23 protein-coding genes are annotated in these 25532 nt (G+C 43.7%); 2 read left to right on the top strand and 21 right to left on the bottom strand.

Features of this window, described 5'->3' with window-relative positions; all coding sequences use genetic code 11:
* Window positions 1-12 precede the first annotated feature (12 nt).
* The 6 genes from AAHB12_RS00500 to AAHB12_RS00475 form a co-directional block, all read right to left on the bottom strand.
* Window positions 13-996, bottom strand: coding sequence for an alpha-ketoacid dehydrogenase subunit beta (locus AAHB12_RS00500; protein ID WP_342043958.1), 984 nt, complete (start codon window positions 994-996; stop codon window positions 13-15).
* Between the two features lie 14 nt (window positions 997-1010).
* Window positions 1011-2009 carry a thiamine pyrophosphate-dependent dehydrogenase E1 component subunit alpha gene (locus AAHB12_RS00495; RefSeq protein ID WP_129727151.1) on the bottom strand — a complete coding sequence of 333 codons (999 nt, stop codon included), beginning with the start codon at window positions 2007-2009 and terminating at the stop codon, window positions 1011-1013.
* A gap of 17 nt (window positions 2010-2026) precedes the next feature.
* Entirely contained in the window at window positions 2027-3448 is a 1422-nt protein-coding gene (gene lpdA, locus AAHB12_RS00490; RefSeq protein WP_342043957.1) for a dihydrolipoyl dehydrogenase, read from the bottom strand.
* A 102-nt stretch (window positions 3449-3550) separates the two neighbouring features.
* Window positions 3551-3757 carry a hypothetical protein gene (locus AAHB12_RS00485; protein WP_129727153.1) on the bottom strand — a complete coding sequence of 69 codons (207 nt, stop codon included), beginning with the start codon at window positions 3755-3757 and terminating at the stop codon, window positions 3551-3553.
* Between the two features lie 47 nt (window positions 3758-3804).
* On the bottom strand, window positions 3805-4899 hold the full coding sequence (gene bcd / locus AAHB12_RS00480) for a branched-chain amino acid dehydrogenase (protein ID WP_342043956.1): 1095 nt from the start codon (window positions 4897-4899) through the stop codon (window positions 3805-3807).
* Between the two features lie 544 nt (window positions 4900-5443).
* Window positions 5444-7483 (bottom strand): sigma-54-dependent Fis family transcriptional regulator, encoded by a 2040-nt coding sequence (locus AAHB12_RS00475; RefSeq protein WP_342043955.1) that lies wholly within the window; start codon window positions 7481-7483, stop codon window positions 5444-5446.
* 136 nt (window positions 7484-7619) lie between these two features.
* Here AAHB12_RS00475 and AAHB12_RS00470 point away from each other — a divergent pair, with 136 nt between their 5' ends.
* Window positions 7620-7853: a DUF2627 domain-containing protein gene (locus tag AAHB12_RS00470; protein WP_342043954.1), complete on the top strand. Its 234-nt coding sequence runs from the start codon at window positions 7620-7622 to the stop codon at window positions 7851-7853.
* A gap of 325 nt (window positions 7854-8178) precedes the next feature.
* On the opposite strand, the gene AAHB12_RS00465 is transcribed toward AAHB12_RS00470, so the two are convergent.
* Together AAHB12_RS00465 and AAHB12_RS00460 are read right to left on the bottom strand one after the other, a co-directional pair.
* Entirely contained in the window at window positions 8179-8667 is a 489-nt protein-coding gene (locus tag AAHB12_RS00465) for a hypothetical protein (protein WP_342043953.1), read from the bottom strand.
* A gap of 49 nt (window positions 8668-8716) precedes the next feature.
* Window positions 8717-9445: a glycerophosphodiester phosphodiesterase gene (locus AAHB12_RS00460; protein WP_129727157.1), complete on the bottom strand. Its 729-nt coding sequence runs from the start codon at window positions 9443-9445 to the stop codon at window positions 8717-8719.
* 50 nt (window positions 9446-9495) lie between these two features.
* Here AAHB12_RS00460 and AAHB12_RS00455 point away from each other — a divergent pair, with 50 nt between their 5' ends.
* Window positions 9496-9642 carry a YycC family protein gene (locus AAHB12_RS00455; RefSeq protein ID WP_342043952.1) on the top strand — a complete coding sequence of 49 codons (147 nt, stop codon included), beginning with the start codon at window positions 9496-9498 and terminating at the stop codon, window positions 9640-9642.
* A gap of 46 nt (window positions 9643-9688) precedes the next feature.
* On the opposite strand, the gene AAHB12_RS00450 is transcribed toward AAHB12_RS00455, so the two are convergent.
* The 13 genes from AAHB12_RS00450 to AAHB12_RS00390 all read right to left on the bottom strand — a co-directional run bounded on the left by AAHB12_RS00450 (window position 9689) and on the right by AAHB12_RS00390 (window position 25522).
* Window positions 9689-11545 (bottom strand): electron transport protein, encoded by a 1857-nt coding sequence (locus AAHB12_RS00450; RefSeq protein WP_342043951.1) that lies wholly within the window; start codon window positions 11543-11545, stop codon window positions 9689-9691.
* A 713-nt stretch (window positions 11546-12258) separates the two neighbouring features.
* Complete coding sequence (gene spo0A / locus AAHB12_RS00445; protein ID WP_129727160.1) at window positions 12259-13050, bottom strand: sporulation transcription factor Spo0A; 792 nt, start codon at window positions 13048-13050, stop codon at window positions 12259-12261.
* 342 nt (window positions 13051-13392) lie between these two features.
* A complete protein-coding gene (spoIVB, locus tag AAHB12_RS00440; RefSeq protein WP_129727161.1) occupies window positions 13393-14703 on the bottom strand; it encodes a SpoIVB peptidase in 1311 nt (436 codons plus the stop codon).
* 101 nt (window positions 14704-14804) lie between these two features.
* Entirely contained in the window at window positions 14805-16541 is a 1737-nt protein-coding gene (gene recN, locus AAHB12_RS00435) for a DNA repair protein RecN (protein ID WP_129727162.1), read from the bottom strand.
* A 193-nt stretch (window positions 16542-16734) separates the two neighbouring features.
* A complete protein-coding gene (gene ahrC, locus AAHB12_RS00430; protein WP_129727163.1) occupies window positions 16735-17184 on the bottom strand; it encodes a transcriptional regulator AhrC/ArgR in 450 nt (149 codons plus the stop codon).
* A 244-nt stretch (window positions 17185-17428) separates the two neighbouring features.
* Window positions 17429-18268 carry a TlyA family RNA methyltransferase gene (locus AAHB12_RS00425; RefSeq protein ID WP_342043950.1) on the bottom strand — a complete coding sequence of 280 codons (840 nt, stop codon included), beginning with the start codon at window positions 18266-18268 and terminating at the stop codon, window positions 17429-17431.
* 3 nt (window positions 18269-18271) lie between these two features.
* A complete protein-coding gene (dxs, locus tag AAHB12_RS00420; protein ID WP_342043949.1) occupies window positions 18272-20170 on the bottom strand; it encodes a 1-deoxy-D-xylulose-5-phosphate synthase in 1899 nt (632 codons plus the stop codon).
* Window positions 20171-20870: 700 nt separating this feature from the next.
* Window positions 20871-21761: a polyprenyl synthetase family protein gene (locus tag AAHB12_RS00415; RefSeq protein WP_342043948.1), complete on the bottom strand. Its 891-nt coding sequence runs from the start codon at window positions 21759-21761 to the stop codon at window positions 20871-20873.
* On the bottom strand, window positions 21758-21988 hold the full coding sequence (locus tag AAHB12_RS00410) for an exodeoxyribonuclease VII small subunit (protein WP_129727168.1): 231 nt from the start codon (window positions 21986-21988) through the stop codon (window positions 21758-21760). The genes AAHB12_RS00415 and AAHB12_RS00410 overlap by 4 nt, the downstream gene beginning before the upstream one ends.
* Window positions 21966-23336, bottom strand: a complete 1371-nt coding sequence (gene xseA, locus AAHB12_RS00405; RefSeq protein WP_342043947.1) for an exodeoxyribonuclease VII large subunit — start codon at window positions 23334-23336, stop codon at window positions 21966-21968. Before xseA ends, AAHB12_RS00410 begins: the two co-directional genes overlap by 23 nt.
* Window positions 23337-23348: 12 nt before the next feature.
* Window positions 23349-24215: a bifunctional methylenetetrahydrofolate dehydrogenase/methenyltetrahydrofolate cyclohydrolase FolD gene (folD, locus tag AAHB12_RS00400; protein ID WP_129727170.1), complete on the bottom strand. Its 867-nt coding sequence runs from the start codon at window positions 24213-24215 to the stop codon at window positions 23349-23351.
* A gap of 21 nt (window positions 24216-24236) precedes the next feature.
* A complete protein-coding gene (gene nusB / locus AAHB12_RS00395; RefSeq protein WP_129727171.1) occupies window positions 24237-24632 on the bottom strand; it encodes a transcription antitermination factor NusB in 396 nt (131 codons plus the stop codon).
* A 497-nt stretch (window positions 24633-25129) separates the two neighbouring features.
* Window positions 25130-25522: an Asp23/Gls24 family envelope stress response protein gene (locus AAHB12_RS00390; RefSeq protein ID WP_129727172.1), complete on the bottom strand. Its 393-nt coding sequence runs from the start codon at window positions 25520-25522 to the stop codon at window positions 25130-25132.
* Window positions 25523-25532 lie beyond the last annotated feature (10 nt).

The following is a 25532-nucleotide window of genomic DNA, read 5'->3' as shown; positions in this document are numbered from 1 at the left end:
TCCCTCCCCCGATTAAAATTCCGCAAGCTCGCGCATCGCTTTTTCAATTTTGTCCGGGTTTACCATGAAGAACTTCTCCATCGGCGGTGCGTACGGCATTGCTGGTACATCTGGCCCTGCGAGACGCTTAATCGGAGCATCTAATTCAAATAAGCAATGTTCTGCAATGATTGCCGCAACCTCGCTCATGACACTGCCCTCTTTATTATCCTCTGTCACAAGGAGCACCTTTCCCGTTTTGGACGCAGCTTCAATAATCGCTTCTTGGTCAAGTGGGTATACTGTGCGCAAATCAAGAATATGAGCGCTGATTCCGTCCTGCGCCAATTTCTCAGCTGCTTGCAGCGCAAAATGCACGCATAAGCCGTATGTGATCACAGTAATGTCCTCACCCTCGCGCTTCACATCTGCTTTACCAATCGGCAGTACATAATCTGTATCCGGCACCTCGCCTTTTATGAGGCGATAGGCGCGCTTATGTTCAAAAAACAGTACAGGATCCGCATCGCGAATCGCTGCCTTTAACAAGCCTTTTGCATCATATGGAGTGGAGGGAATCACAATTTTCAAACCCGGCTGATTCGCGAAAACTGCTTCTACAGATTGCGAGTGATAAAGTGCACCGTGCACACCTCCGCCAAATGGAGCACGGATTGTGACTGGACAAGTCCAGTCATTGTTAGAACGGTAGCGAATTTTTGCCGCCTCGGAAATAATTTGGTTTACAGCGGGCATGATAAAGTCAGCAAATTGCATTTCCGCAACGGGGCGCATCCCGTACATTGCTGCACCGATTGCTACGCCGGCGATGGCAGATTCCGCAAGCGGCGTATCCATAACACGCTCCTCACCAAAAGCATCATATAAACCTTGCGTCGCTTTAAATACGCCGCCCTTTCGTCCTACGTCCTCCCCTAGCACAAATACGCGTCCGTCTCGCTCCATTTCCTCGCGCATCGCCATTGTAATAGCATCAATAAAAGATATTACCGCCATAAGATGGTTCCCCCTTATTCCCCGTATACGTATCGCAGCGCAGCTTCAGGATCTGCGTAAGGAGCTTGCTCTGCATACTCTGTAGCTTCATTTATAATTGTTGTGATTTCATCCAGCAGCTGCTGTTCTGTCTCATCTGTCAATATGCCGGCTTCTCTCAGATAGAGAGCAAAGGTGTGAACCGGATCGTTTTTCTTTGCCTCCGTTACTTCCTCCTTCGTCCGGTACACGAGGTCATCATCATCGCTTGAGTGCGCCGTTAAACGATAGCAGACAGTTTCAATTAAGGTTGGGCCTTCTCCCCTGCGTGCACGATCAGCAGCTTCCTTCACAACGCGGTAGACCTCAAGCGGATCATTTCCATCTACCGTATATCCTGGCATCCCATACCCAATTGCACGATCTGATACATTTTTACATGCTAATTGCTTTTCAACCGGTATAGAAATTGCATATTTATTATTTTCACACATAAAAATAACAGGAAGCTTATGCACACCGGCAAAGTTTGCTCCTTCGTGAAAGTCTCCTTGATTCGAAGAGCCTTCTCCGAACGTTACAAAGGTGACCAAATCTTTTCCGTCTAATCGTCCGGCAAGCGCAATGCCAACTGCATGAGGCACCTGGGTTGTTACCGGGGAAGATCCGGTAACGATGCGATTTTTCTTTTGTCCAAAGTGACCCGGCATCTGCCGGCCGCCAGAGTTTGGATCCTCCGCCTTCGCAAACGCAGACAGCATAAGCTCCTTTGCGGTCATACCAAATGTTAACACAACGCCCATATCGCGGTAATACGGTAAGATATAATCTTTATCCTGATCGAGTGCAAATGCAGCTCCCACCTGTGCTGCTTCCTGTCCTTGACACGAAACAACAAATGGGATTTTCCCAGCGCGGTTTAATAACCACATCCGTTCGTCAATTTTGCGTGCCAATAGCATCGTCCGATACATATCTAATACCGTTTCATTCGTCAAGCCAAGCTCTTCATGACGCAATGTATTTTGAATCATCAATGTCCCCTCCCAAATTACGAATGCAGCGCTTTTCCATCCACCGCCAAGGCAGCTTCTCCGATTGCTTCAGATAAAGATGGATGCGGGTGAATCGTTTTTCCAATTTCCCACGGTGTCGCATCAAGCACACGCGCCAGCGCTGCTTCAGAAATCATATCTGTTACGTGCGGACCAATCATATGAACACCAAGGATATCATTTGTTCTCTCATCGGCGATGATTTTCACAAATCCGTCCGTGTCTCCGTGGACAAGAGCCTTCCCAATAGCACGAAATGGAAATTTCCCAACCTTCAGCTCATAGCCTTGTTCTTTTGCTTCCTGCTCCGTATAGCCTACGGACGCAGCTTCAGGATTGCTGTACACACATCTAGAAACGTGAGAATAATCAATTGGCTGCGGCTTTTGCCCAGCAATATGCTCTACTCCCAAGATCCCCTCATGTGAGGCAACGTGCGCGAGCTGCAAGCCGCCAATCACATCGCCGATTGCATAAATATGTGATTCCTTTGTTTGGTAATATTCATTCGTTTGAATATAACCGTTTTCTAGAACAATGTCCGTATTCTCTAAGCCGATTCCTTCAATATTCGCTTGTCTCCCGACCGAAACAAGCATCGTTTCGGCTGCAAACTCTACTTGCTTGCCTTGGTGCTCTGCTTGAATGGTTACGCCATTTTCCTTTACAAGCGTCTCTGGCAATACTTTCGCGTTAGTCACAATCCGGATGCCTTTTTTCTGCAGAAGGCGTCCCATTTCCTTGGCAATGTCAGCATCCTCAGACGGCAGCACACGGTCGGCATATTCAAGAACTGTAACCTCTGCGCCAAAATCAGCTAGCATTGATGCCCACTCAATCCCAATCACACCACCGCCTACAATGAGAATCGATTTCGGCACCTTCTGCAGTTGCAGAGCATGATCGGAGGACATGACATATACACCGTCTAGCTCCAAGCCAGGAAGGGATCTTGGTCTAGAGCCTGTTGCGATGATTACGTTTTTTGGAAGAAGCATTTCATTTTCTCCCCCGTCACTCATCTCAACAGAAATCGTCCCTGGCATCGGTGAAAAGATAGAAGGTCCTAAAATCCGTCCGTACCCCTCATACACATCAATTTTTCCTTGCTTCATCAAATGCTGTACACCGCGATGCAGCTGATTTACTACGCGATCCACGCGCATTTGCACCTTTGAAAAGTCCAGCGCCACATCGCTTGTGATTACACCAAACTCCTCGCTTTGTTTCGCTATTCTATATACTTCTGCACTACGCAGCAGCACCTTGCTTGGAATACATCCCGCATGCAAGCAGGTACCGCCAAGCTTGCCTTTTTCCACAAGCGCTGTTTTCAAGCCTAGCTGCGAAGCGCGGATCGCGGCGACATAACCACCTGTACCGCCGCCAATAATGACCAAATCATATTCTGTTGCCATGTTCTTCAGCCCCTGCCTACCATTTCTTCTCGTACAATGTACTCTCTTACACTTTTTTCCTTGCGAAGAGACTGTACCTAAAATGTTATATTTTTTGATCTGTTAAAATAATAGCATCTCTATGCCGATTAACACAGCGCTTGCCGATCCAATCTCCTTTAAAATTTGATATGCCTCGGCTTCCTCGTCATCGTATCCAATCGTTTCTTTTGGAATCGATTGTTTATCGTCAAAGACTTGTATTTTTGTAGAGGTGCTTGCTGCATGGATAAATAGAAATACAAAGCAGAGCGAAGCTTCTCCTTCCATACCATTACGCGAAAAACAGAAGATTTCCTTCTGTCCTCCTTTTTAAATTAACGGCGGCTTAGTATATGATGACCGTTTTGCAAGAACGTGCTTCTTGTATGTTTCATAAGCTCAATACGCTCCTCTGCCAAACGGTCTGCCGCTAGATATGTCGGAATGACATCTCTCTTTGAAATCTCGAGAACCTTCTCGATATTTTCGTATACTGCTTCAACCTTTTTAAGAGCCCGTTCTCTATTATAACCGTATAGTTCATCTGCCACATTAATCACACCGCCCGCATTAATTACATAATCAGGCGCATAGATAATACCTCTTTCATGCAATGCATCTCCATGACGTGCTTCCTTTAATTGATTATTTGCGGCACCTGCAATAACCTTCGCTTTCATAAGCGGAATTGTTTGGTCGTTTACAGTTGCGCCGAGCGCGCACGGTGCATAAATATCACACTGCACGCCGTAAATATCTTGTGGGTCAACCGCTCTTGCCCCAAATTCGTCTACAGCACGCTGGACCGATTCTTTATGAATATCCGTCACAATAAGCAGGGCTCCCTCTTTATACAAGTACTTGCACAAATTATAAGCTACATTTCCAACACCTTGCACAGCAATTGTTTTTCCGCTTAAGCTATCTGTTCCAAATGCTTCCTTTGCCGCTGCCTTCATGCCGCGATATACACCAAACGCCGTCACTGGAGAAGGATTACCCGAAGAACCAAACGAGGGAGAAATACCTGTTACATAGTCTGTTTCTTCATGAATAATGTCCATATCCGCTACAGTTGTACCAACATCTTCAGCCGTAATGTATCGTCCGTTCAAGCCCTGAATAAAGCGACCAAATGCTCGAAACATTGCTTCGCTTTTATCCCTTCTTGGATCACCGATAATTACCGCTTTGCCGCCTCCTAGGCTCAAACCGGCTGCAGCATTTTTATATGTCATGCCTTTTGCAAGACGAAGAGCATCCTCAATCGCTTCGTCCTCAGACTCATACGTCCACATTCGTGTTCCGCCAAGAGCTGGACCAAGCGTTGTATCATGAATGCAAATAATAGCCTTCAAACCAGAAACACGATCTTGACAAAATAACAATTGTTCATAATCATACTTCTCCATGTACTGGAAAATTTCCACCTTTTGTTCCCCCTTGTATGTCTACCCATGATGGCAAGGCAGTTATCGCTGCCAAAGTTAACGAATAAAGGTTTGTATTCACCGTATCCGAACGCGACGTTACAATAAAGAGGTACTTGCGCCTGCACAATCGCACCGATTCGCATGTGCGACATAAATAAGTCATTTATATAAGATACTGGTTCCATGTTCAGAACGGATCAAGAAAACTCGCCGATTGGCAAGCCATAAGGCGAAGACAGAGGCGTAGTTACACTTACACCTTGTTGAAATTGATACATTCTTAAATGTGTAAAATAGATTGTGTTTTTCGCAACAGCTGCCGTTTCCTTGCCTACCGCGAAATTCTTTCCATCAGCATACCTAAGTCTGTTTCCAGACTTCTTGCTGTTACCTTCACTCCTCTATCAAGCAAGTAACGTTCCATTTTCTGTGAAAATGAAAAAATAATCTTATTCATACAATGCGGCAATTGCTTGAAAAACGGCACAACCTATGTGAAAGAGTGCCAAAAAAACATGCAAAAACCTACACACCATGCAAATTATTGCTTGCTATTTTTTGCATGCTCATATTTCTCAAGTTTATAATACAGGTTTCTAAGAGAGATGCCCAATGCTTTTGCCGTTTTTGTCTTATTGCCCCCAAGCTTGTCTAAATACTCTGTAATAATTCTCCCTTCAAATTCCGTGACGAGCTTCTCCAGCGAAGCCGTCTCTACGAGTGCTTCTGCAGCTTGTTTTACTGTTTCCGCTTCTTTTTCATGAAGAAGTGAGGGTACATGCGAGATATCGATATACATTTCATTATACTTCATAAAAATAACAGCTCTCCCTAAAATATTTTCAAGTTCTCGAACATTTCCCGGCCAATCGTATCGCTGTAAACGCCGCAATGCTGATTCGGTCAGTCCTTCTACATTTCGTCCATAATCTTGATTAATCTTTTGAATCAGCCGTTCCGCAATTGCAGGAATATCTTCCTTCCGCTGCCGCAGCGGCGGGATATAAATCGGAATCTTATTAACCCGATAATATAAATCCTCCCGGAACTTTCCTGCCAAAATCGCTCTCTCTAAATTTACATTCGTAGCTGCAATTACGCGGACGTTTACTGAAATTGGCATGGTGCCGCCTACACGGACAATTTCTTTTTCCTGCAGGACACGCAGCAGCTTTGCTTGCGTGCTCGCTGAGAGCTCGCCAATTTCATCAAGAAAAATACTTCCGTTGTTTGCCTCTTCAAACAATCCTCGTTTTCCGCCGCGCTTTGCACCGGAAAAGGCCCCTTCTTCATAACCAAACAATTCACTTTCCAGAAGCGATTCCGAAAGAGAGGCGCAGTTCACGCGAATAAACTTATTGTACTTACGATTGCTGCCATTATGAATAGCGTGCGCGAACAATTCCTTACCCGTACCGGATTCTCCGCGCAGCAAAACAGTAGCTGGCGTATTTGCCCCAAGTTTTGCCTGTTCAATCGCAAGTGAAATCCCTTCCGAGGAGCCAATAATATCAGCGAACGAATATTTCGCTTCCAGCGTGCGGATAATTTGCCGAGCAAGCTGCAGTTCTCCGGTCAGCTTATGGATTTCAGAAACATCGCGAATCACGCCGACGCTGCCCTTTAGCGTACCGTCTACAATAACTGGTGCGACATTGACAATAACATCACGCTTTTTAGGCCCTACCTTCATTTGAATACCACGGACGGGCCGGCATGTTTGCAGCACCTTCATATGCATGCTCTCTCCCTCGGCAATATCAGCATTTGCAGGTTTTCCAATGACATCCTCCCGCTCTAGCCCAGTCAGTCTCGTGTAGGCGGGATTAATCATGATGCCGCGCCCCTTTTCATCCACAACGGAAATTGCCTCCTCTGAAGAATGGATAATAGCCTCTAGCAGCATTTGAATTTCTTTTAAATTTGTGACTTCTTCTGCTAAGCTCACAACCTCAGTAATATCTTTAAAGACGGCAAACGCCCCCGTTATCTCTCCATCCTCGCTTATAATAGGAATACGCGTTGTAATGAGTTTTGTGCCATTTTCAAGCTCAAGTTCCCGGTGAACCTCAATGGCTCCTGTATGGAGTACACGGGGAAGCTGGCTCCCTGTAATTACCTCTGCTATGTATTTTCCGATGACTTCATTTCCATTATAGCCTGTTATCTGCTCAGCGCTTTTATTAAAGAGCGTAATGCATCCTATCCTGTCGACAACAATCATCCCATCATGAGCGGAGTTGAAAATTAAATCCCTCTGCTCCGATTCCTCCTGCATTTGCACAATCAGCTTTGCGACCGCACTGGGGACAATAACAGCATCCTCCCCTCTTTCCTGCAAAAGTGCTTGATACAGATCCCTTCGTCCTGTCATATCAAAAATAACATGCACTTCTGTTTGTCCAACGACTCTCCAATCCGTTTCCGTTCGAATGCCGAATTGTTTTGCTAGCACAAGTCCTGGTGCTTTCTCATTGCAATCAACCATTATCTTCACATCAAAAATATTCGACTGCTTCAGCATACGTAAAACCGCACTCCCGCCTTTTCCTGCCCCGATAATCATGACTTTTCGCTTCATATTTGTCATCTCCCCGGACAAATCATGCAAGGTTTTTCATACCTTTATCATACTTGTTTTATTTCCCCTTGACAAATAAATACAAACTGTAAGATGCTTTTGTATAGTAGGAATTTTCTGAAAGGAAGACAGGCATATGACACGTTTTATCGCCCTATTGCTCGCCCTTATTCCCATTTTCCTTGCAGTTATAGGTATCAAACTTATGCGTGATACTGTATTTGCTATTTTACAGCCTCCTATCCCCGAATTATGGATGCAATTTCTTATCGGTCTTGTATTATTTGGATTCGGTATATACGTGTTCGGAGGCTTTATTCTGCACCGCGATCGCAAACGCAACAAAGTGCAGGCGCGGTTCCGGAAATGAAGAAAACTCGCCGAGATTTGGCGAGTTTTCTTTCAGTGTAAATTAAAACTATCTCTTTTATTTGAACAGACATATAACGAAGTGCTTTAAAATTATTTAATATTGTAAAAGGAAGAACATAATCAGACTAAGCTATTAGGATATTCAAAAGGATTGGCATAAAGATAATAAGTACGATTAGTGTATTCCTCTCATTACATCATAATGATGCTTTTGCATATAATTCCTTCTTCTCTAGCTCAGATAATGTGCGATTATGGGAAGTAAATACAAAAATCCAGCTCGCAAGATGGATTTGATCTACATCACACATGTTCATCGCAAGCTATTTGCATTTTATAATTTTACGGTGTAAAGGGAGTAAAAAACTGAATACTACAAAATACAAAGGGATTGAAATGAAAAAGCTCCAACCATGAGCTTTTACATATCCTACTTTCCTCAGTCCCCATTCGATTAAAGTAGCAATTATGATAAAAGTAATGACCAGTATCCATTTATTTGTCTTTTTTAAATAGTTTAAATAAATAACTGAAAGTGAGGAAGGAATTAAGCTGTAGCTTAAAAACTCACCTATCCCCGTGATTTTCGGTTGACCAAAATCAACAAGATCTAACACCTTTGCTGTTACAACATCAGAAATCCAAGCAAAAAAACCAACTATTCCAAAGGTAATATAAAAATCTCTCCAGCCTATCTCTTTTTTAGGCATCAAAAGAGCATATAAAAATAATAGTAGCGATAACACGACTGACTGCCAAGTTCCTTGAGAATGTAAATCTAAATTCCGAATGATTGAACTTAAAGTAATCACCTCTTAGTTACTATTTCCTAATTTAAGGTGAATATTTCAAGTTTTTAATTTACCTATTTTCCCGCAGTATCCGAACAGCCCGGTCAGGATAATCGGTTATAACAGCGGAAATTCCGAGCTTCCCTAGCTTCCGCAAGGATTCCTCATCATTGACCGTATACGGCCTTACTGCAATATTGTTTAGCAGCGTCAGCCAAATGACTGGCGCTGCGATGTATTTGTAATTCGGATGAATTGCACTGACGCCTAATCGTTTTGCGTACAGCCATGGAATGCGTACACCAAACTTATATAAAAGAGCAGTTTCAATATCTGGTGCTAACTCACGGCATTTCATTATACTCGTTTGTGAAAAAGAAGAAAAAACAGTACGTGATTCTAAACCGTATTTTCGCACAAGCGTAATAACTTCCTCTTCAAGCCCGCGGTATTTCTGTTTATTATTTTTGAATTCAATATTTATGAGCAGCTCGGTTTTGCTGAGCCAATGCAGTACCTCCTCTAATGTCGGAATTGTACAAAAGCCGGTTTTCTCGCTAAATGTATGGCTCGCATCAAGCTTTGACAGCTCATCATATGTATAATCCAACACTGCACCGCTACCATTTGTTGTCCTGTCCACTGTTTCATCGTGGATGACGACAACTGTTCCATCCTTCGTCATTTGTACATCAAGCTCGATACCATCCGCGCCAAGCCGTGCCGCTTCCTGAAAGGACGGCATCGTATTTTCTGGAAATGTACCCGCCGCACCGCGGTGTCCAAAGATAAGCGTCATGATTCACTCCCCCTTGTTATGTTATAATATATAAAAAAGGAGGAAAAGTCATGCGACCTTTACAACTTTCACCAGAGACAGCTATCAAGCTGGCAGAGGCCTTAAATGTACCGCTTGAGCAGCTTATGCATATGCCCCAGCATATTTTAGTGAAAAAGCTGATGGAGCTTGAACAACAGTCGAAAGAAGAAAGCTAAAGGGCAAGGCAATGTGCCTTGCCCTTTAGCTTTCTGTTCATTTTTCCTATTCATCCGTAAACCGAAGCAAGTAATGAATCAGCGCTTGTTGCTCTTGGCTTGTAAAACCGGTTGTTTCATCTACCCAAAATTCATGCCCGTTTCCAGAAATATGGGCTGTTCGTAACCGATTATCGGATAGATTTTCCTCTATAACTTGTCGTCTCAATTTTGAATCGACTAGGGCTTGCAAGCTATTTACAGCATCCGCTTTCTTTCCTTGCATAAGTGTATTCGAAACTCCCAGTTCGTTCTTGCTTCCTACCGCTACCCCTGCATCATGTAAGTAAGGCGCACTCCAGTAGAGTCCATATAAGCTTGGAACTTTATAAGCACCGCTTGAATTCCCATGCGCCCAGCCGAGCTTCAAGGATTTTTCCTGCTCTGGAGTAAGCTGCAAGTCTTCCTTTTTCGGATGCTTTGGCAGCGGAACAGGTGTATCAGATGGATACATTTTTGGGCTTGTGAAATACTTCTCCGTTCTCTTAAACCCAGCTGCTCGAGAAGGATCCGTTCCAATCTCCCCTGGTTTAATAAGCTGATTATTCGTTAAATATTCTCCAGCATGACAGGATATACAGCCAGCTTTTGCAAATACTCTCTTTCCTTCCTCATATACGGCAGCCTCCGTTTTTAAACCTGTGGAAGGAGGTTGAAGGGAATTCGTATACGCAGACATCGCATTGACTTGCTCCCACGCCTTGTATCCAGAGGCACTAGGCAAAAGGCCGACACTAGAGAGATATGAGATTTTTGGATAGGTGGCGGCTGGAATCATCCGATTGACACCGGGAACTCCGGGAGTCGGGTCAACCTTTGCGAAGAATGCAGATGGCGTCTCCTTGCTTGTTGGATCATATCTGTATTTTTTATAGGCTGCACGCTGTAGAAGAGTCCCTAAATAGACATCTTTGTCAATACCTAGTACAGGTCCGCTAATGCTCGACTGCGATACAGCGTCCATATTTTGTGAGTGTGTATTGTTAATTAAAGCACTCAACCCTTTAAACGGACCAACCTGCCCTTGCCCGCTCCAGCCATACGGCTGATCGCCTAAGGTAAAGCTGTCCGGCACTTGTACAGGATTGTTCTCCAAGTCTATCGTTGTATCATTGCTGCCTCTTGGCCACTTTACAAACTCTGCGTCAACAAATTTCTCTAATTTCTCGGCATCTGGCAGCTGTACCTGCTGTTTCTCCTTTGAAATTTCATCAGCCTTTTTCATAAATTCACGAAGATTTTTCATTTCAGTATGGGTAAAGTAAGATGCACTATTAGAACCCATCGCTAAAATCAACCCAATATTTAAATCTGTATTTGGAATACCGGGGAGCACATTTCCTTTGCCATCTACAGAAGCATGACATGCCGCGCAGCTAACCCCTGCCTTCATCCTTCCTTCATCTACTACAAATTTCACACCAAGCGGAACATAGGTACCTTTTGCCACATCAAGGCCCGTGTCAATCAAGTCTCCTTTTTTAATCGATACCCCGCCTGCTTGAAAAGATTGCGCAGCTTCAACCTTCAAATTGGACGTACCCTCTCCATGCAGTTGGATAATTGCTTTTGTAATATTTGATAACGTAAACGCCCCATCAAACATTCCTAATATGTCAGTAAAAAACACTTCATTTCCAAAGGTTTCCGCAAAGAACATCTTTTTGCCAAGCTTTAACTGCTCATCTGATCCTGTCTCTGCCTTGGAGGAAACGGATAAAAGCTCTGCAGAATTCCGCTCTTTACCCCTTGTTTCCCTATCTGGTGGTATGTAAGCGTATTCGAATTCTATGAATGTAAAAAGGCACCAGCCAAGGATTGCTGCCGCAGCTACGACCGCTGTTATCCGAAATATCTTTTTCATTCTACACAACTCCTTACCGAACACACTTATTTTACCAAGTACAGTCAGAATTTATGTGAGAGGTAAGGGGGCGCTAAGAGCTTTCTTTACACTGTAAGAAAGGATAAATTTTCAGATGGAGACGAATAAGCTGAACAGGGAAATTCGATATATTATTCAGGAATTTTCCAAATTGTACAATAAACAACTAAAAGAGTACGGTAAAAAACATTGATGTAACAAATGATCATCATCTAGTGCTTGTGCAAGCCAATAGATAAAATATGTAATAAAGAAAACTTGCCGATTGACAAGCCCCACTCTTGGGCGAAGACAGAGGCGTGGTTGCCCTTATACTGTATTCCTAAAATTTCCGACTACGTCGAATGGTCTTCCAGCTAGAAATTTATACTTTCTGAAAGTGAAAAAAAGAAGCAGCCATATCTATTTTTTAGATATGGCTGTTTTTTTCTATGGGTCAAAACCACCCGTAAGAATACAATGCCGTCATGCTGAAACGGAAAAAAGCCACCAAAGTGATATTGGTGACAATTCCGTACTTATTTGTTAAAATCAGCTCAAGATACAGCATAAACTCCAATTTTTGGACAAAACCAATCGCAGCTTTTCAGCATAAGCTTAAACCATTCGCTGGGATCCTCCTTGAAAGTTTATTGGAGTTGTAAAACATTCATCACGTTAATAAAACACCAAGCCCCTTGATTCTAACCCTCTCAAGAAGCCTTATGCTCGAGGCGCAGTTTATCCGCAACCATCGCAATGAATTCGCTGTTCGTAGGCTTTGCCTTTGACATCGATACGGTATAACCAAACAAAGAAGAAATTGACTCGATATTGCCGCGGCTCCAGGCTACTTCTATCGCATGACGAATTGCGCGTTCTACACGGCTTGCTGTTGTGTTATATTTCTTTGCAATGTCCGGGTACAGTACTTTTGTAATAGAACCAAGCAATTCTATATCGTTATAGACCATTGAGATGGCTTCGCGTAAATACATATATCCTTTAATATGAGCCGGAACACCAATCTCGTGAATAATACTTGTAATGCTCGCATCCAGATTTTTCGGTTTTCCATCTGAAAGCGAAGAACGAAAGGCAGGAAGCGGACGTTTGACAAAGGCGCTCGGCTTGCCGCTCACTTGACGAATATGGCTCGTTAGGTTTTCCATATCAAACGGCTTTAGGATAAAGTATGAAGCCCCTAAATCTACAGCCTTCTTGGTAACATCTTCTTGACCGAAGGCAGTTAACATGATCACATTCGGCTGTTTTGGTTTGTCCATCATACGAAGTTTCTCCAAAACAGCAAGACCGTCCAAATGAGGCATAATAATATCTAATACGAGCACGTCCGGATTTCTATCTTTTAGCATGTTCAAGCATTCTTGTCCATTGTAGGCGATTCCAATCACTTCCATATCATCCTGTGCCGACACATAGCCCTCCAACATGGAGACTAGCTCTTTATTATCATCCACGAGGCATACTTTAATCTTCTCCACAGCTCTTCCTCCCTTTTCCTAACTCCAGTCTCTCCTTTGCAAAGTACAAGTTACATGAATGAAGTTTTCGACAATTGTTTAAAATTTCCTTTTTGAAAATTCCTTATTTACTAAAAAAGCAAGAAAAATCCTGATTTTCTCACGTTTTTTTTGTTTTTCAGCGGCTTTTCGTTTCATTCATCGCTTTTTATGTCTATCAGACAGCAGGAGACAGCATTTTTCTTCCTTCTGCTGCTCTTAGAATTATACGAAAAAACCTTATTCTCTCCCATTCTACACTAAAATAAAAAGAGGAAAAACCTTTAAATGTAAAACTGGCAGAAAAAAGCAAGCTGAGATGTGTCAGCTTGCTTTTTTCTGGTGGTCATATTGATTATAAATGTTAATTCCTGCTTCGTTTAACATCCATTCAATGTGGACACCATAACCGCTGGTTGGATCGTTTACAAAGACATGGGTAACAGCTCCAATAAGCTTGCCGCCTTGAATAATTGGACTTCCGCTCATGCCCTGCACGATACCGCCAGTTTTTTCAAGAAGCCGCTTATCTGTAATTTTGACAACCATTCCTTTTGTAGCAGGGAATTTTTGTGGAATACTGCTGACAATCTCCACATCAAACTCTTCTACCTTATCCTTTTCAATGACCGTTAAAATTTTAGCTGGTCCTTCTTTCACTTGATGTGACAGAGCAATTGGAAGAGCTTGATCCATAATGCCGTTTTTGACATTTGTGTTTAGCTTCCCAAATATGCCGAAAGGGCTGTTCGTTGTAATATTCCCGATAATTTCATGATCTGGGGAAAAACGTGCTAGCTTCTCGCCAGGATTTCCGTTGCTTCCGCGCTGGATAGATGTAACTGTTGAACGAACAATTTGTCCATTCTCTACTTGAATGGGCTTTTTCGTATCGCCGTCCGAAATGACGTGGCCAAGTGCGCCGTACTTCATTGATTCTGGATCAATGAACGTCATCGTTCCAATGCCGGCCGCCGAATCCCGGATGTATAATCCAATGCGATACGACTCCTCATCCTTTGCCTTCAGCGGTGTTAATTTCGTTCGAATCTGCTTTGAATCCCGTAGCAGTACAATATTTAAAGGCTCGCCTGTTTTTCCGCTATGCTGAATAAACGGAGCCACATCACTCATGCGCTCGATGGTTTTACCGTTTATTTCGGTGATCATGTCTCCAATCTTAATACCGGCTGTCTCCCCAGGAGATAACCTGCCGTTTGCTGTTTGGATTAGATGATGCCCAACAACAAGCACACCTTTTGTGTTTAGCTTTACTCCGATGGATTGTCCGCCGGGAAGCACTTTAAAATCCCTTAATACTCTTACATTTACCTTTTTCACAGGAAACCCTGCCAGCTCTAGTACCATTTCAGCCTCGCCGCTTTCATGAGCGTTTACTGATAATGCCTCCTTTTGCTGCGGATCTCCAACTGTAAAAACGGCCGGATTTGTGGAGGTTGCTTGAAACACAGGAACCGAGGATGAAACCTGAGAATGTTGTCCTTCAAATAATACGACTTGCTTAGGGAAAACCAAAAAATCTCGAACGGGTTTACAAAACCCGATAACTAGCAGCGAAACAAGGAGAAATGCACCAAATATATATCTAATTTGTCTTAATTTCAATCCTTTCACTCTCCTCGCTTCTAACCCACATTGAGCCAAGCGGCTTCACCATTTAATTTCTCCTTGTCACGCCTTGTTTATAACCGTTAGAAAGAAAAAAGCTATCCCATTTATAGGATAGCCTGTGAATGCTTGAGAGTGTTCGCTTGCTGCAGGAGCTCTCTTGCGTGTTCGGTTGTTAAGTCGGTAATTTCCACACCTGAAATCATTCGGGCAATTTCTGTCACCTTTTCTTCCTTATTTAGCATATTAACTGTTGTAGTTGTACGCTCATTTGCAATCTGCTTGCGAATAAACAGATGAGCATCCGCCATAGATGCTACCTGCGGCAAATGCGTAATGCAGAGCACCTGTGAGCCAACTGACACCCGATAAATCTTTTCTGCAATTGCCTGTGCTACACGTCCGCTGACACCTGTGTCCACCTCATCAAAAATGACAGACGTTACGCCTTGATGCTTGGAGAAAATGCTCTTTAATGCCAAGATAATGCGCGATAGCTCCCCGCCTGATGCAACTTTAGACAACGGCTTTAACGGCTCACCTGGGTTTGTGGAAATGTAAAATTCCACCTGATCATATCCATCCGCACCAAGCTTCACCGGCATGCCGTCTACGGTTGGATCATCTAATGAGCCCTCCCGTTTTCCGATAATAATTTCAAACTTTGTTTTATCCATATACAATTCTTTTAATTCCTGATGGATAGCAGCTGTTAAACGGACAGCAAGCTCCTGACGCATTGCACTAAGTGTCATCGCTTCCTTCACCGCAGCTGCTTCAAGTTCTTTTAATTGCTTCTTTGTCTGTTCGATATGTACGTCTTTATTTTCAATCTTGGAAATTTCCTCCTCAATAGCAGCAGCATATTCCAAAATCTCCTCCACCGTATGTCCGTACTTCTTTTTCAGCGTCCGAATTTCGTTTAAGCGCGTTTCAATATAATCGAGACGCTGCGGGTCATATTCCATCATATCGAGCTTCTCACGCAATGCATATGCGGCCTCTTCCAGCAAATAATAGCTGTTTGCAATTGTATCGTATTGCTCTTTGAGCGAGGTATCAATATCCGTGATTCCTTCAACTTGTCCCATTGCATTTCTCACATGATCTAAGCCACAATTATCTCCCGATAATGATCGATACGCGTCGCTCAGCGCCTTATAAATTTTTTCAAAGTTGGAAATTTTTGTTCGTTCTTCTAACAGCTCCTGATCTTCTTCCGGCTTCAGATCTGCTTTACGAATCTCCTCCGCCTGAAATTGAATTAAGTCAAGACGATGTGCCATTTGCTGTTCATTCTCTGTTAACGACCGCAGCTGCTTCTTTACCTTTTCATATCCGCTATAATAGCCCTGGTACACTTCCAGCTGCTTCATCACAATATCAGCATCGAAATAATCAAGCATAGAGAGGTGGCGCTCTTCACTCATTAAATCCTGGGTTTCATGCTGCCCATGAATGTCCACAAGCGTTTTGCCCATTTCCCGCAGGGCGGTAAGTGTCACGAGCTTTCCATTTACGCGGCAAATGCTTTTTCCTGTCGCAGAAATGTCGCGTTTTAAAATGAGCATCCCATCCTCAACATCAATATCCAATTCCTTTGCCTTTTCCACACACGGATGGGTGGCATGCTCTACATAAAACAATCCTTCAATTTCGGCCTTTTCCGTCCCATAGCGCACAAACTCTGATGAGCCGCGTCCACCGACAAGAAGGCTGATCGCATCAATAATAATCGATTTCCCGGCACCTGTTTCCCCGCTCAAAACAGTAAGACCTTTTTGAAACGAAATATTTAATAGCTCAATAATCGCAAAGTTCTTAATCGATAGTTCCGATAACAATGCCTCATTCACCTCGTTCTCACAATACCATATTTACAAAAAAAGAGAAAGCGCTCGAAATGTAAAAGTTTCCGGGCGCTTTCTTACTTTTCTTTATACCGAAATTAAAAAAACAACGGCTCACTTTTCAGCTTCTTCAAACAGAAATGACTTAAGAGCTTTTTCAAACATAATAGTGCAGACCCACAGTCTGTTATAGCATATTTAATAAGCGGTCAGAAATCGATTCTGTATCGTCCGGTGTACGGCAAATAATTAAGCATGTATCGTCACCGCAAATGGTTCCGAGAATTTCATCCCATTCAAGATGATCAATGAGCGCTCCGATTGCATTGGCGTTACCAGGCAACGTTTTCAATACAATCATATGGCCTGCCGTATCTAGCTTGATAAAAGAATCAATTAGATTACGCTTTAGCTTTTGCAGCGGATTAAACCGTTGGTCTGCTGGGAGGCTATATTTATAACGGCCGTCATGAAGCGGCACCTTAACTAAATGCAATTCTTTAATATCGCGAGACACTGTGGCTTGTGTTACATTAAAGCCTTCATTACGCAAAATGTCAACAAGCTCGTCCTGCGTCTCAATTTCTTTATTCGCAATAATTTCACGAATTTTAATATGGCGCTGACCTTTGTTCATTATTCCTGCACCTCACACAATCTTCCAAAGATTCTCCCTATCCTAGTCTCTCATTTTCTATGTTAACGCATAATGAAACAGTTGTACATATTTGTTTTCAAGTATAATCCATATATCCAGATCATTCCAGTGCATATTTATACGCATAGACTGAATGCGCCTCTAGCTGAAAATCTAGACTTCAACAGTGGAAAAAGCCTATCATCCGTTAGCAGAGATGATAGGCTCCTTGCGTTTGCAGCAATTATTCCTCTTGTTCCCTTTGCTTTAACGTCTCATGTGCTTCAGCTACCGCTTCTGCAGCAGAAACAGGAGAAAGATTGTCTCCGTGCTCTCGCCCGGGGCGCCACTTGAGATGGATTAAAAATTCAATGTTGCCATCCCCGCCTGTAATCGGAGAGAACGTTAAGCTGCAAACATCGTAGCCCTCTTCTAAGGCAAACGAAGTAATTTTCTCTACAACAGCTTCGTGCACCTTTTTATCGCGTACAATTCCCTTTTTCCCGACCTGATCCTTACCCGCTTCAAATTGTGGTTTAATAAGTGCTGCCACATCACCCTCTGGCATGAGCACCGTTTTCAGCACCGGTAAAATCAAACGGAGCGAGATAAACGACACGTCTATGCTTGCAAACTCAGGCATTCCCTCTTGAAAATCAGCGGGCGTAACATAACGGAAATTCGTCCGCTCCATTACGACAACACGTTCATCCTGCCGCAGCTTCCAAGCAAGCTGGTTATAGCCGACATCAAGCGCATACGAGAGTTTTGCGCCATTTTGCAGTGCGCAATCGGTAAAACCGCCTGTCGATGCCCCAATATCAAGCATAATCTTATCCTTTAAGTCAAGATTGAAATGCTTGAGTGCCTTTTCAAGCTTATAGCCGCCGCGGCTTACATATGGCATGACTTGCCCTTTCACTGTTAAAGGTGTATCTGCCGCAATTTTCTCGCCTGGCTTATCAAGGCGGCCTTCATTAGAGTATACAAGGCCGGCCATGATGGCACGCTTTGCTTTTTCACGCGTTTCTACAAGTCCGCGTTCTACAAGTAATACATCAATTCGTTCTTTCTTTCCGCTCATACATTACGCCCTTTTTTGTTTGGATGGAACAATCGCATGAACGCGCTCCACCACATCTTTTGTTGTAAGCCCAATTTCCTCAAGCAGCTTATTTACACTGCCGTGTTCAATAAATCGATCTGGAATACCCATACACTCTACTAACGCGTTATGGTACCCTTTTGTGTGTGCAAATTCAAGCACACCGCTTCCGAAGCCACCCGCAAGACACGCCTCCTCAAGCGTTACGACAGGTATCTGTCTAGCGAATAAATCGTGCAGATAGATTTCATCCATCGGCTTAATAAAACGGGCATTCACTACCTGTACAGAAACGCCTAGTTTCTCCAAACGCTCAGCTGCTTCCATTGCCATTGGAATAGTTGTGCCGAAAGTTAAAATTGCTGCATCGGTTCCTTCTTGAAGTGTTTCCCACGTTCCAATCGGGATAGGTTTCAATTCCTTATCCATCGAAACGCCGAGACCATTTCCACGTGCATAACGAAGTGCAATCGGACCATCATCGTACGATAACGCCGTATATACCATGTGCTGTCCTTCATTCTCATCCTTTGGCATCATAATGACGAGATTTGGCATATGACGCAAAAAGGCGATATCAAACACTCCTTGATGCGTTTCGCCATCGGCCCCGACAAGTCCGGCGCGGTCAATACCGAAAAATACATTTAAATTTTGTCGGCATACATCATGCAGCACCTGGTCATATGCTCGCTGCAGAAACGTCGAGTAAATAGCCAAAAAAGGCTTCATTCCTTGCGTTGCCAAGCCAGCTGCCATCGTTGTCGCATGCTGCTCTGCAATTCCTACATCAAACATACGATCTGGGAATTCCTTCGCAAATTTTTCAAGCTTCGAACCAACAGGCATCGCCGGTGTAACCGCAACAATACGATCATCGTCCCTTGCCATTCGCAGCACCGTATCACTTACGATCTTACTCCAGGCAGGAGGAAGAGGATCACCCGCCGGCTTCACGAAATCACCGGACTCGATTTTGTAAGGACCCGTTCCATGCCATGTACCGACGATATCGCTCTCCGCTGGTTTATACCCTTTTCCTTTTTTCGTGATAACATGAACAAGAATCGGCCCTTTTGTTTTTTTCGCGTAATGAAGATTTTCCAGTAAGCTTTCGTAATCATGCCCGTCAACCGGTCCTAAATATGTAAAGCCTAGCTCTTCAAAAAACATGCCGGAAACGAACATATATTTCAAGCTATCCTTCACCTTTTCCGCGGTCGCCGCTACCTTGCCTCCAACGGCAGGAATCTTCTTAAGCAAATATTCCAGCTCGTCCTTTACCCATTGATACTTGCCAGCTGTACGCAAACGGCCAAGCACATTATGAAGCGCTCCCACATTTGGCGCAATCGACATTTCATTGTCATTTAAAATTACAATCATATCTGTTTTTTCATGTCCGATATGATTCAGTGCTTCCAGCGCCATTCCGCCCGTTAGCGCGCCGTCGCCAATAATCGGAACAATATATTCCTTTGTTTTTTTCAAGTCGCGCGCAATCGCCATTCCCATCGCAGCTGATAAGGAAGTGGAGCTGTGCCCTGTTTCCCATACATCATGCTCACTCTCACAGCGCTTTGGAAATCCGCATAGCCCTTTATATTGACGCAGCGTATCGAATTCCTTCGCACGCCCAGTTAAAATTTTATGCACGTATGATTGGTGGCCAACATCCCAAAGAAATTTATCCTGTGGACTACGGAACACCTTATGAAGCGCAATCGTTAACTCAACGACTCCTAAGTTCGGGGCAATATGCCCCCCTGTTTGGGACAGCTCTTCGATTAAAAAGCTGCGAATATCGGCGGCCAGCTCTGTCATTTCCTCTATAGACATATTTTTTAAAAAGCTGGGGTTTTGAATTTGGGTTAGATCCACTAGGATCACTCACTTTCATTATCATAATCGTATTCAGGCCTGTCACTGGACTTATTATAAAAAAAATCTTGTCAAGTTAGTAGCATTTTTAAAGAAAACTCGCCGATTGGCAAGCCCTGCTCTTGGGCGAAGACAGAGGCGTAGTTGCACTTATACTGTATTCCTAAAATTTCTCACCACGTCGAATTCGCTTCTAGCTGGAAATTTATCCTTTTCTACAGTGTAAAGAAAACTCGCCGATTGGCAAGCCCTGCTCTTGGGCGAAGACAGAGGCGTAGTTGCACTTATACTGTATTCCTAAAGTTTCTCACCACGTCGAATTCGCTTCTAGCTGGAAATTCATACTTTTTAAAGTGTACAGAAAAGCAAGCATAGCCCACATTTGCTCCTGTTCGTACTATATTCGCCTACAGACAAGGATATGAAGCCCTTGACAAGCTCTTTTGTATAAAAAGTGACATAAAAAGACTTGTACGCATCCTTGAGAGCTCAAGAAGCCTCGTACCCAACACGTTTTAGTATTTGAAAAAAGAGCCGCTAACACAAAGTGATAACGGCCGTTACTTTCACTTTTATACAATTTTTTAATCACAATAAGAGAAAAACCTTTGTTTACATTTATACCATAAAATATAAAGACGCTCAACAACTGTGAGGTTTTGTATGATAAAAATGCCATGTTGTATAAATTGTATGTAGCTTAATGCGTGCGCTTTGCTACAAGCTCACAAATTTGCAGCAAATACTCATCCTGCAGCTGTAAGGAGCGGACAGCGTTTTTGGCACGTTCTGTTGTTTCGTGTAAAATTTGCTTTGCTTCTTCCATAGAGAAAAGGGTGGTATACGTACTCTTTTCATTCGCCGCGTCACTTCCAACGCGCTTGCCGATTTCTTCTTCATTTCCTTCTACATCTAAAATGTCATCGCGAATTTGGAAGGCAAGGCCAAGGTTGCGAGCAAACTCCATCAATTTTTCTGTTTGCGCCAAAGAAGCACCTGCCAGAACCGCGCCTGCTAACACAGAAAATTCTAGCAATCGTCCGGTTTTGTTTTGATGAATGTACTCAAGCTGCGAGAGTGTTAGCTGCTTTCCTTCCGCTTCCATATCTGCTACCTGCCCAGCAACCATCCCCTCTGGTCCGGCTGCTTTTGCCAGTTCGAGCACAAGACGCAAATTCATTGCTTCGGTTACTTCTGGGTGACGGTTTTCAGCAAGTACTTGAAATGCATATGTTAGCAAGCCATCTCCTGCCAAAACCGCCATCGCCTCTCCAAACACTTTATGATTGGTTGGTTTCCCCCGTCTTAGTTCATCATCATCCATACAAGGAAGATCGTCATGAATGAGAGAATATGTATGAATCATTTCTAAAGCACTTGCTGCTGCAAGACCGATTTCTCGTTTCTTTTGAAACGCATGGAGCGTTGCAAAAAGAAGAAGCGGGCGAATTCGCTTGCCGCCCGCTTCGAGCGAGTACAGCATCGCATCCCGCAGCACAGCCGGACATGAAACTGCTTTTGCATACTCTGTCATTTGACTTTCAAGCAATCTTTTGCTTTCTTTTGCAAAAACTTCAAACGAAATGCTCATGCTTCCTCGCCTCCGACAGCAAATGAACGAAGCTCGCCGTCTTCTCCAAGAATAACCGCCATCTGCTCCTCAGCTGCCTTTAGCTTCTCATCACAAATGCTTGAAAGCTGCATACCTTCTTTAAAATATGAAATGGCATCCTCAAGCGGGACATCTCCCTGCTCTAGCTTTTCAACGATTTCTTCTAGCTTTGTAATTGCTTCTTCAAAGCTTACGTTCTTTTCCATCGTGTAAGTCACGCTCCTCAATTCCCCATACATGACAATCCAGTACGCCGTCCTGTACCTGTACCGTAATTGCATCTCCGGGCTGCACTTGCTTTACGCTCTTTAAAATCCGCTTTTGTTCATCCTTAGCAAGGCTATAGCCGCGCATCATAATACGCAGGGGGCTTAATGCATCCAGCTTTTCCGCTGCACGAGTGAAAGTAAAAGCCTTCGTTTTCACAATCGAACGGGTTTCTCGCTGCAGCTGCTTTCGCAGTGAGTCAAGCACGGCCCTGGCACGCTCAAGCTTTGCGGCAGGATGATGCTTTTGCATGCGGAGTGAAAGCCGCTGCACATGCGTGTGCTTGCGTTCCATATATTGCAGCTTTGCCCGTTGCAGCCGATCGAGAAGCTGATCTAGCTGCTCCTCCTTTTGCACGTACAGCTGCTTCGGATACCGAAATGCATACGATTTTTGCAACTGCACTAGCTGCTCCCGTTTTTCCCTCATATAGCTGGACATTGCCCGATTCAGCCGAAGCGTTCGCTGCGCGGCGCGCTCCCGTAGCTCAATGATATTTGGCACCGCCAATTCAGCTGCCGCTGTAGGAGTTGGCGCACGCAAATCTGCTACAAAATCGGCAATCGTAAAGTCCGTTTCATGTCCAACCGCTGAAATGATGGGTACACGACTCTCAGAAATTGCCCGAGCAACCTCTTCCTCATTAAATGCCCACAGCTCTTCAATGGAGCCGCCGCCGCGCCCCACGATCAAAACATCAATGATTCCAATCTCATTTGCCGTATGAATCGCCTTGGCTATCGAAGCAGCCGCAAACTCCCCTTGCACAAGGGCTGGCAGCACCATAATTTTTGCAATTGGATACCTGCGCTTAATGGTCGTTACAATATCACGAACAGCCGCTCCAGTCGGTGACGTAATGACCCCGATCGTTTGCGGATATAACGGAAGCGGTTGTTTATACAGCTGTGAAAACAATCCTTCCTTTTCCAATCGCGCCTTAAGCTGTTCATATGCCAAATATAAATTCCCAACACCATCCGGCTGCATTTCCTGCACATATATCTGATAGTTTCCGCTTGCCTCGTAAACGGAAATCTGCCCTTTGACTAAAACTGTCATGCCGTCCTCCGGCATAAACGCGAGGCTTCGGTTATAGCCGGCAAACATAACCGCCAATATTTTGGCTCCTGCATCCTTTAACGTAAAGTACATATGCCCGCGGCCATGGTGCTTAAAATTCGAAATTTCTCCTTTTAGCCAAACTGTTTGCAAATGCGGGTCGCGTTCCATTTTTGCTTTAATGTACTTCGTTAAAGCTGTCACAGTTAAATATTTCGTTTCCATGCCCTAGCTCTGTTACGCTTTAGCGTAAGCAGCCTTCGCACGCTCAGCAGATAATACAGTGTTATGAAGCAGCATCGTAATTGTCATTGGACCAACGCCGCCTGGAACTGGTGTAATATAGCTTGCAATATTTTGTACCTCGTCAAAATCAACATCCCCGCACAGCTTGCCTGTATCCAGACGATTTACCCCAACGTCAAGCACAACAGCTCCGTCCTTCACATAGTCAGCTGTAACCATTTTCGCACGGCCAACCGCTGCCACAAGAATATCAGCTTGCTTTGTAATTTCCTTTAGGTTCGTTGTTTTGGAATGGCAATATGTTACCGTTGCATCCTCGTTCAAGAACAGCTGTCCAACAGGCTTTCCAACGATATTGCTTCGACCGATTACAACCACATGCTTGCCTCGCATGTCGATATTTTTTTCCTTGACCATTTCTATGATGCCATGCGGTGTACATGGAAGGAACGTATCTTGTCCAATCATCATTTTACCAACGCTGATCGGATGGAAGCCGTCCACGTCCTTCTCAGGAGAAATACGCTCAATCACAGCATCTTCGTTAATGTGCTTTGGTAACGGCAATTGTACAAGAATGCCATGAATATTATCAGCCTCATTTAAACGATCGATTTCCTGAAGCAAACGCTCCTCTGTAATCGTCGCATCGAACTTAATCAGCTCTGAGTAAATACCAACCTCTTCACAGCCCTTTTCCTTTCCTTTTACATACGAATGAGAAGCCGGATCATCTCCAACAAGGATAACTGCCAAGCCTGGTGTTACACCTTGCTCCTTTAACTGTGCTGTTTGTTCCTTTAGCTCGCCTCTTTTTTTCTTTGCAATTTCTGATCCTTTAATTAATTCTGCTGTCATGTTAAATCCCCCTACTCAACATTATAATGTTTCTTTAATTTTAGATAACACACCGTTAATAAAGCGGCGCGATTCATCATCTCCATAAATCTTTGAAATTTCAATTGCCTCGTTGATGGATACGCTGTGCGGAATATCCTCCATATACTTCAGCTCATACACAGCAATGCGCAAAATATTGCGGTCGACTGTGCCGACGCGATCAAGCTTCCAGTTCTCCAAATGCTCACTGATCATGGCATCAATTTCATCCTTATGTGCTGCGCAGCCAATCACAAGTTGCTCCAAAAAGGCGTTGCTGTTTTCTCCTTCTTCTTCTAGGGTATTAGCAACCGCCGTTTGCGGGTCTATATCTCCTGCGATATCCATTTGATAGAGTGCTTGCATCGCTCTTTCTCTAGCCGTCCTGCGTTTCATGGTAACTCTCCTTTTGCTTTTATGCTTTTATGCTTTTGCTTTTATGCTTTGTTATACTGTCATAATTTATAAGCTGAACATCAGCTTAACTGCTTTCATATGTATGTTTGTCCTTAATATCATAATCATACCACAATTTACTGCTCTATACACAGACTCACCTTACCATTTGCCGAAAAAAGTTAACTTCCACCTGTTTTTCCCTGTAGAATGTACGGGTTTACAATAATGCATATGGATAAACGGCAAAATTTTTTTGATTAGAACAGCTATATCACAGCCTACTTTGTTCCTAAAGTTCTACTACGTCGAATTTGCTTCTAGCCGGAAATTTATCCTTTCTTACAGTGCAAAAAAGGACCGAGGCATAATGCCCAACCGGTCCTTTCTCTAAAAGAAAGTAATAAATTTAGGGTCTATCTAGCTACCGCAGCTATTTCCCCGCACAGGAAACGAATCTCCATTGCAGGAAAATGGGACTATGTCCGCTTTTCGGATTAAATCGGGTCCACTTCTGTTTTTTGTGTATCGAAGGTTACACCTACAACATGTACATTGACTTCTTTCAAGTCAAGACCTGTCATTGTAAGCAGCGCCTGACGGATGTTGTCTTGAATGCTTTGTGCAACCGACGGAATGGATACGCCAAAATACATGAGCACATATACATCCACCACAATTCCTTCGTTCGTTAGCTCTACCTTTACACCCTTACCGTGGTTTTTCTTTCCTAGACGTTCTACCACGCCTGCTGCAAAATTGCCTCGCATTGCTGCAACTCCTTCTATTTCCGTAGCAGCAATACCTGCGATCACTTCAATGACCTCAGGAGCAATTTCTACTTTACCGAGGTTCGTTTCTTGCCCCATATCTAACATATTTTCCGCCATGGACAAAACC

Source organism: Bacillus sp. OTU530, assembly GCF_038440375.1.
This window is presented reverse-complemented; position numbering and strand designations above follow the sequence as displayed.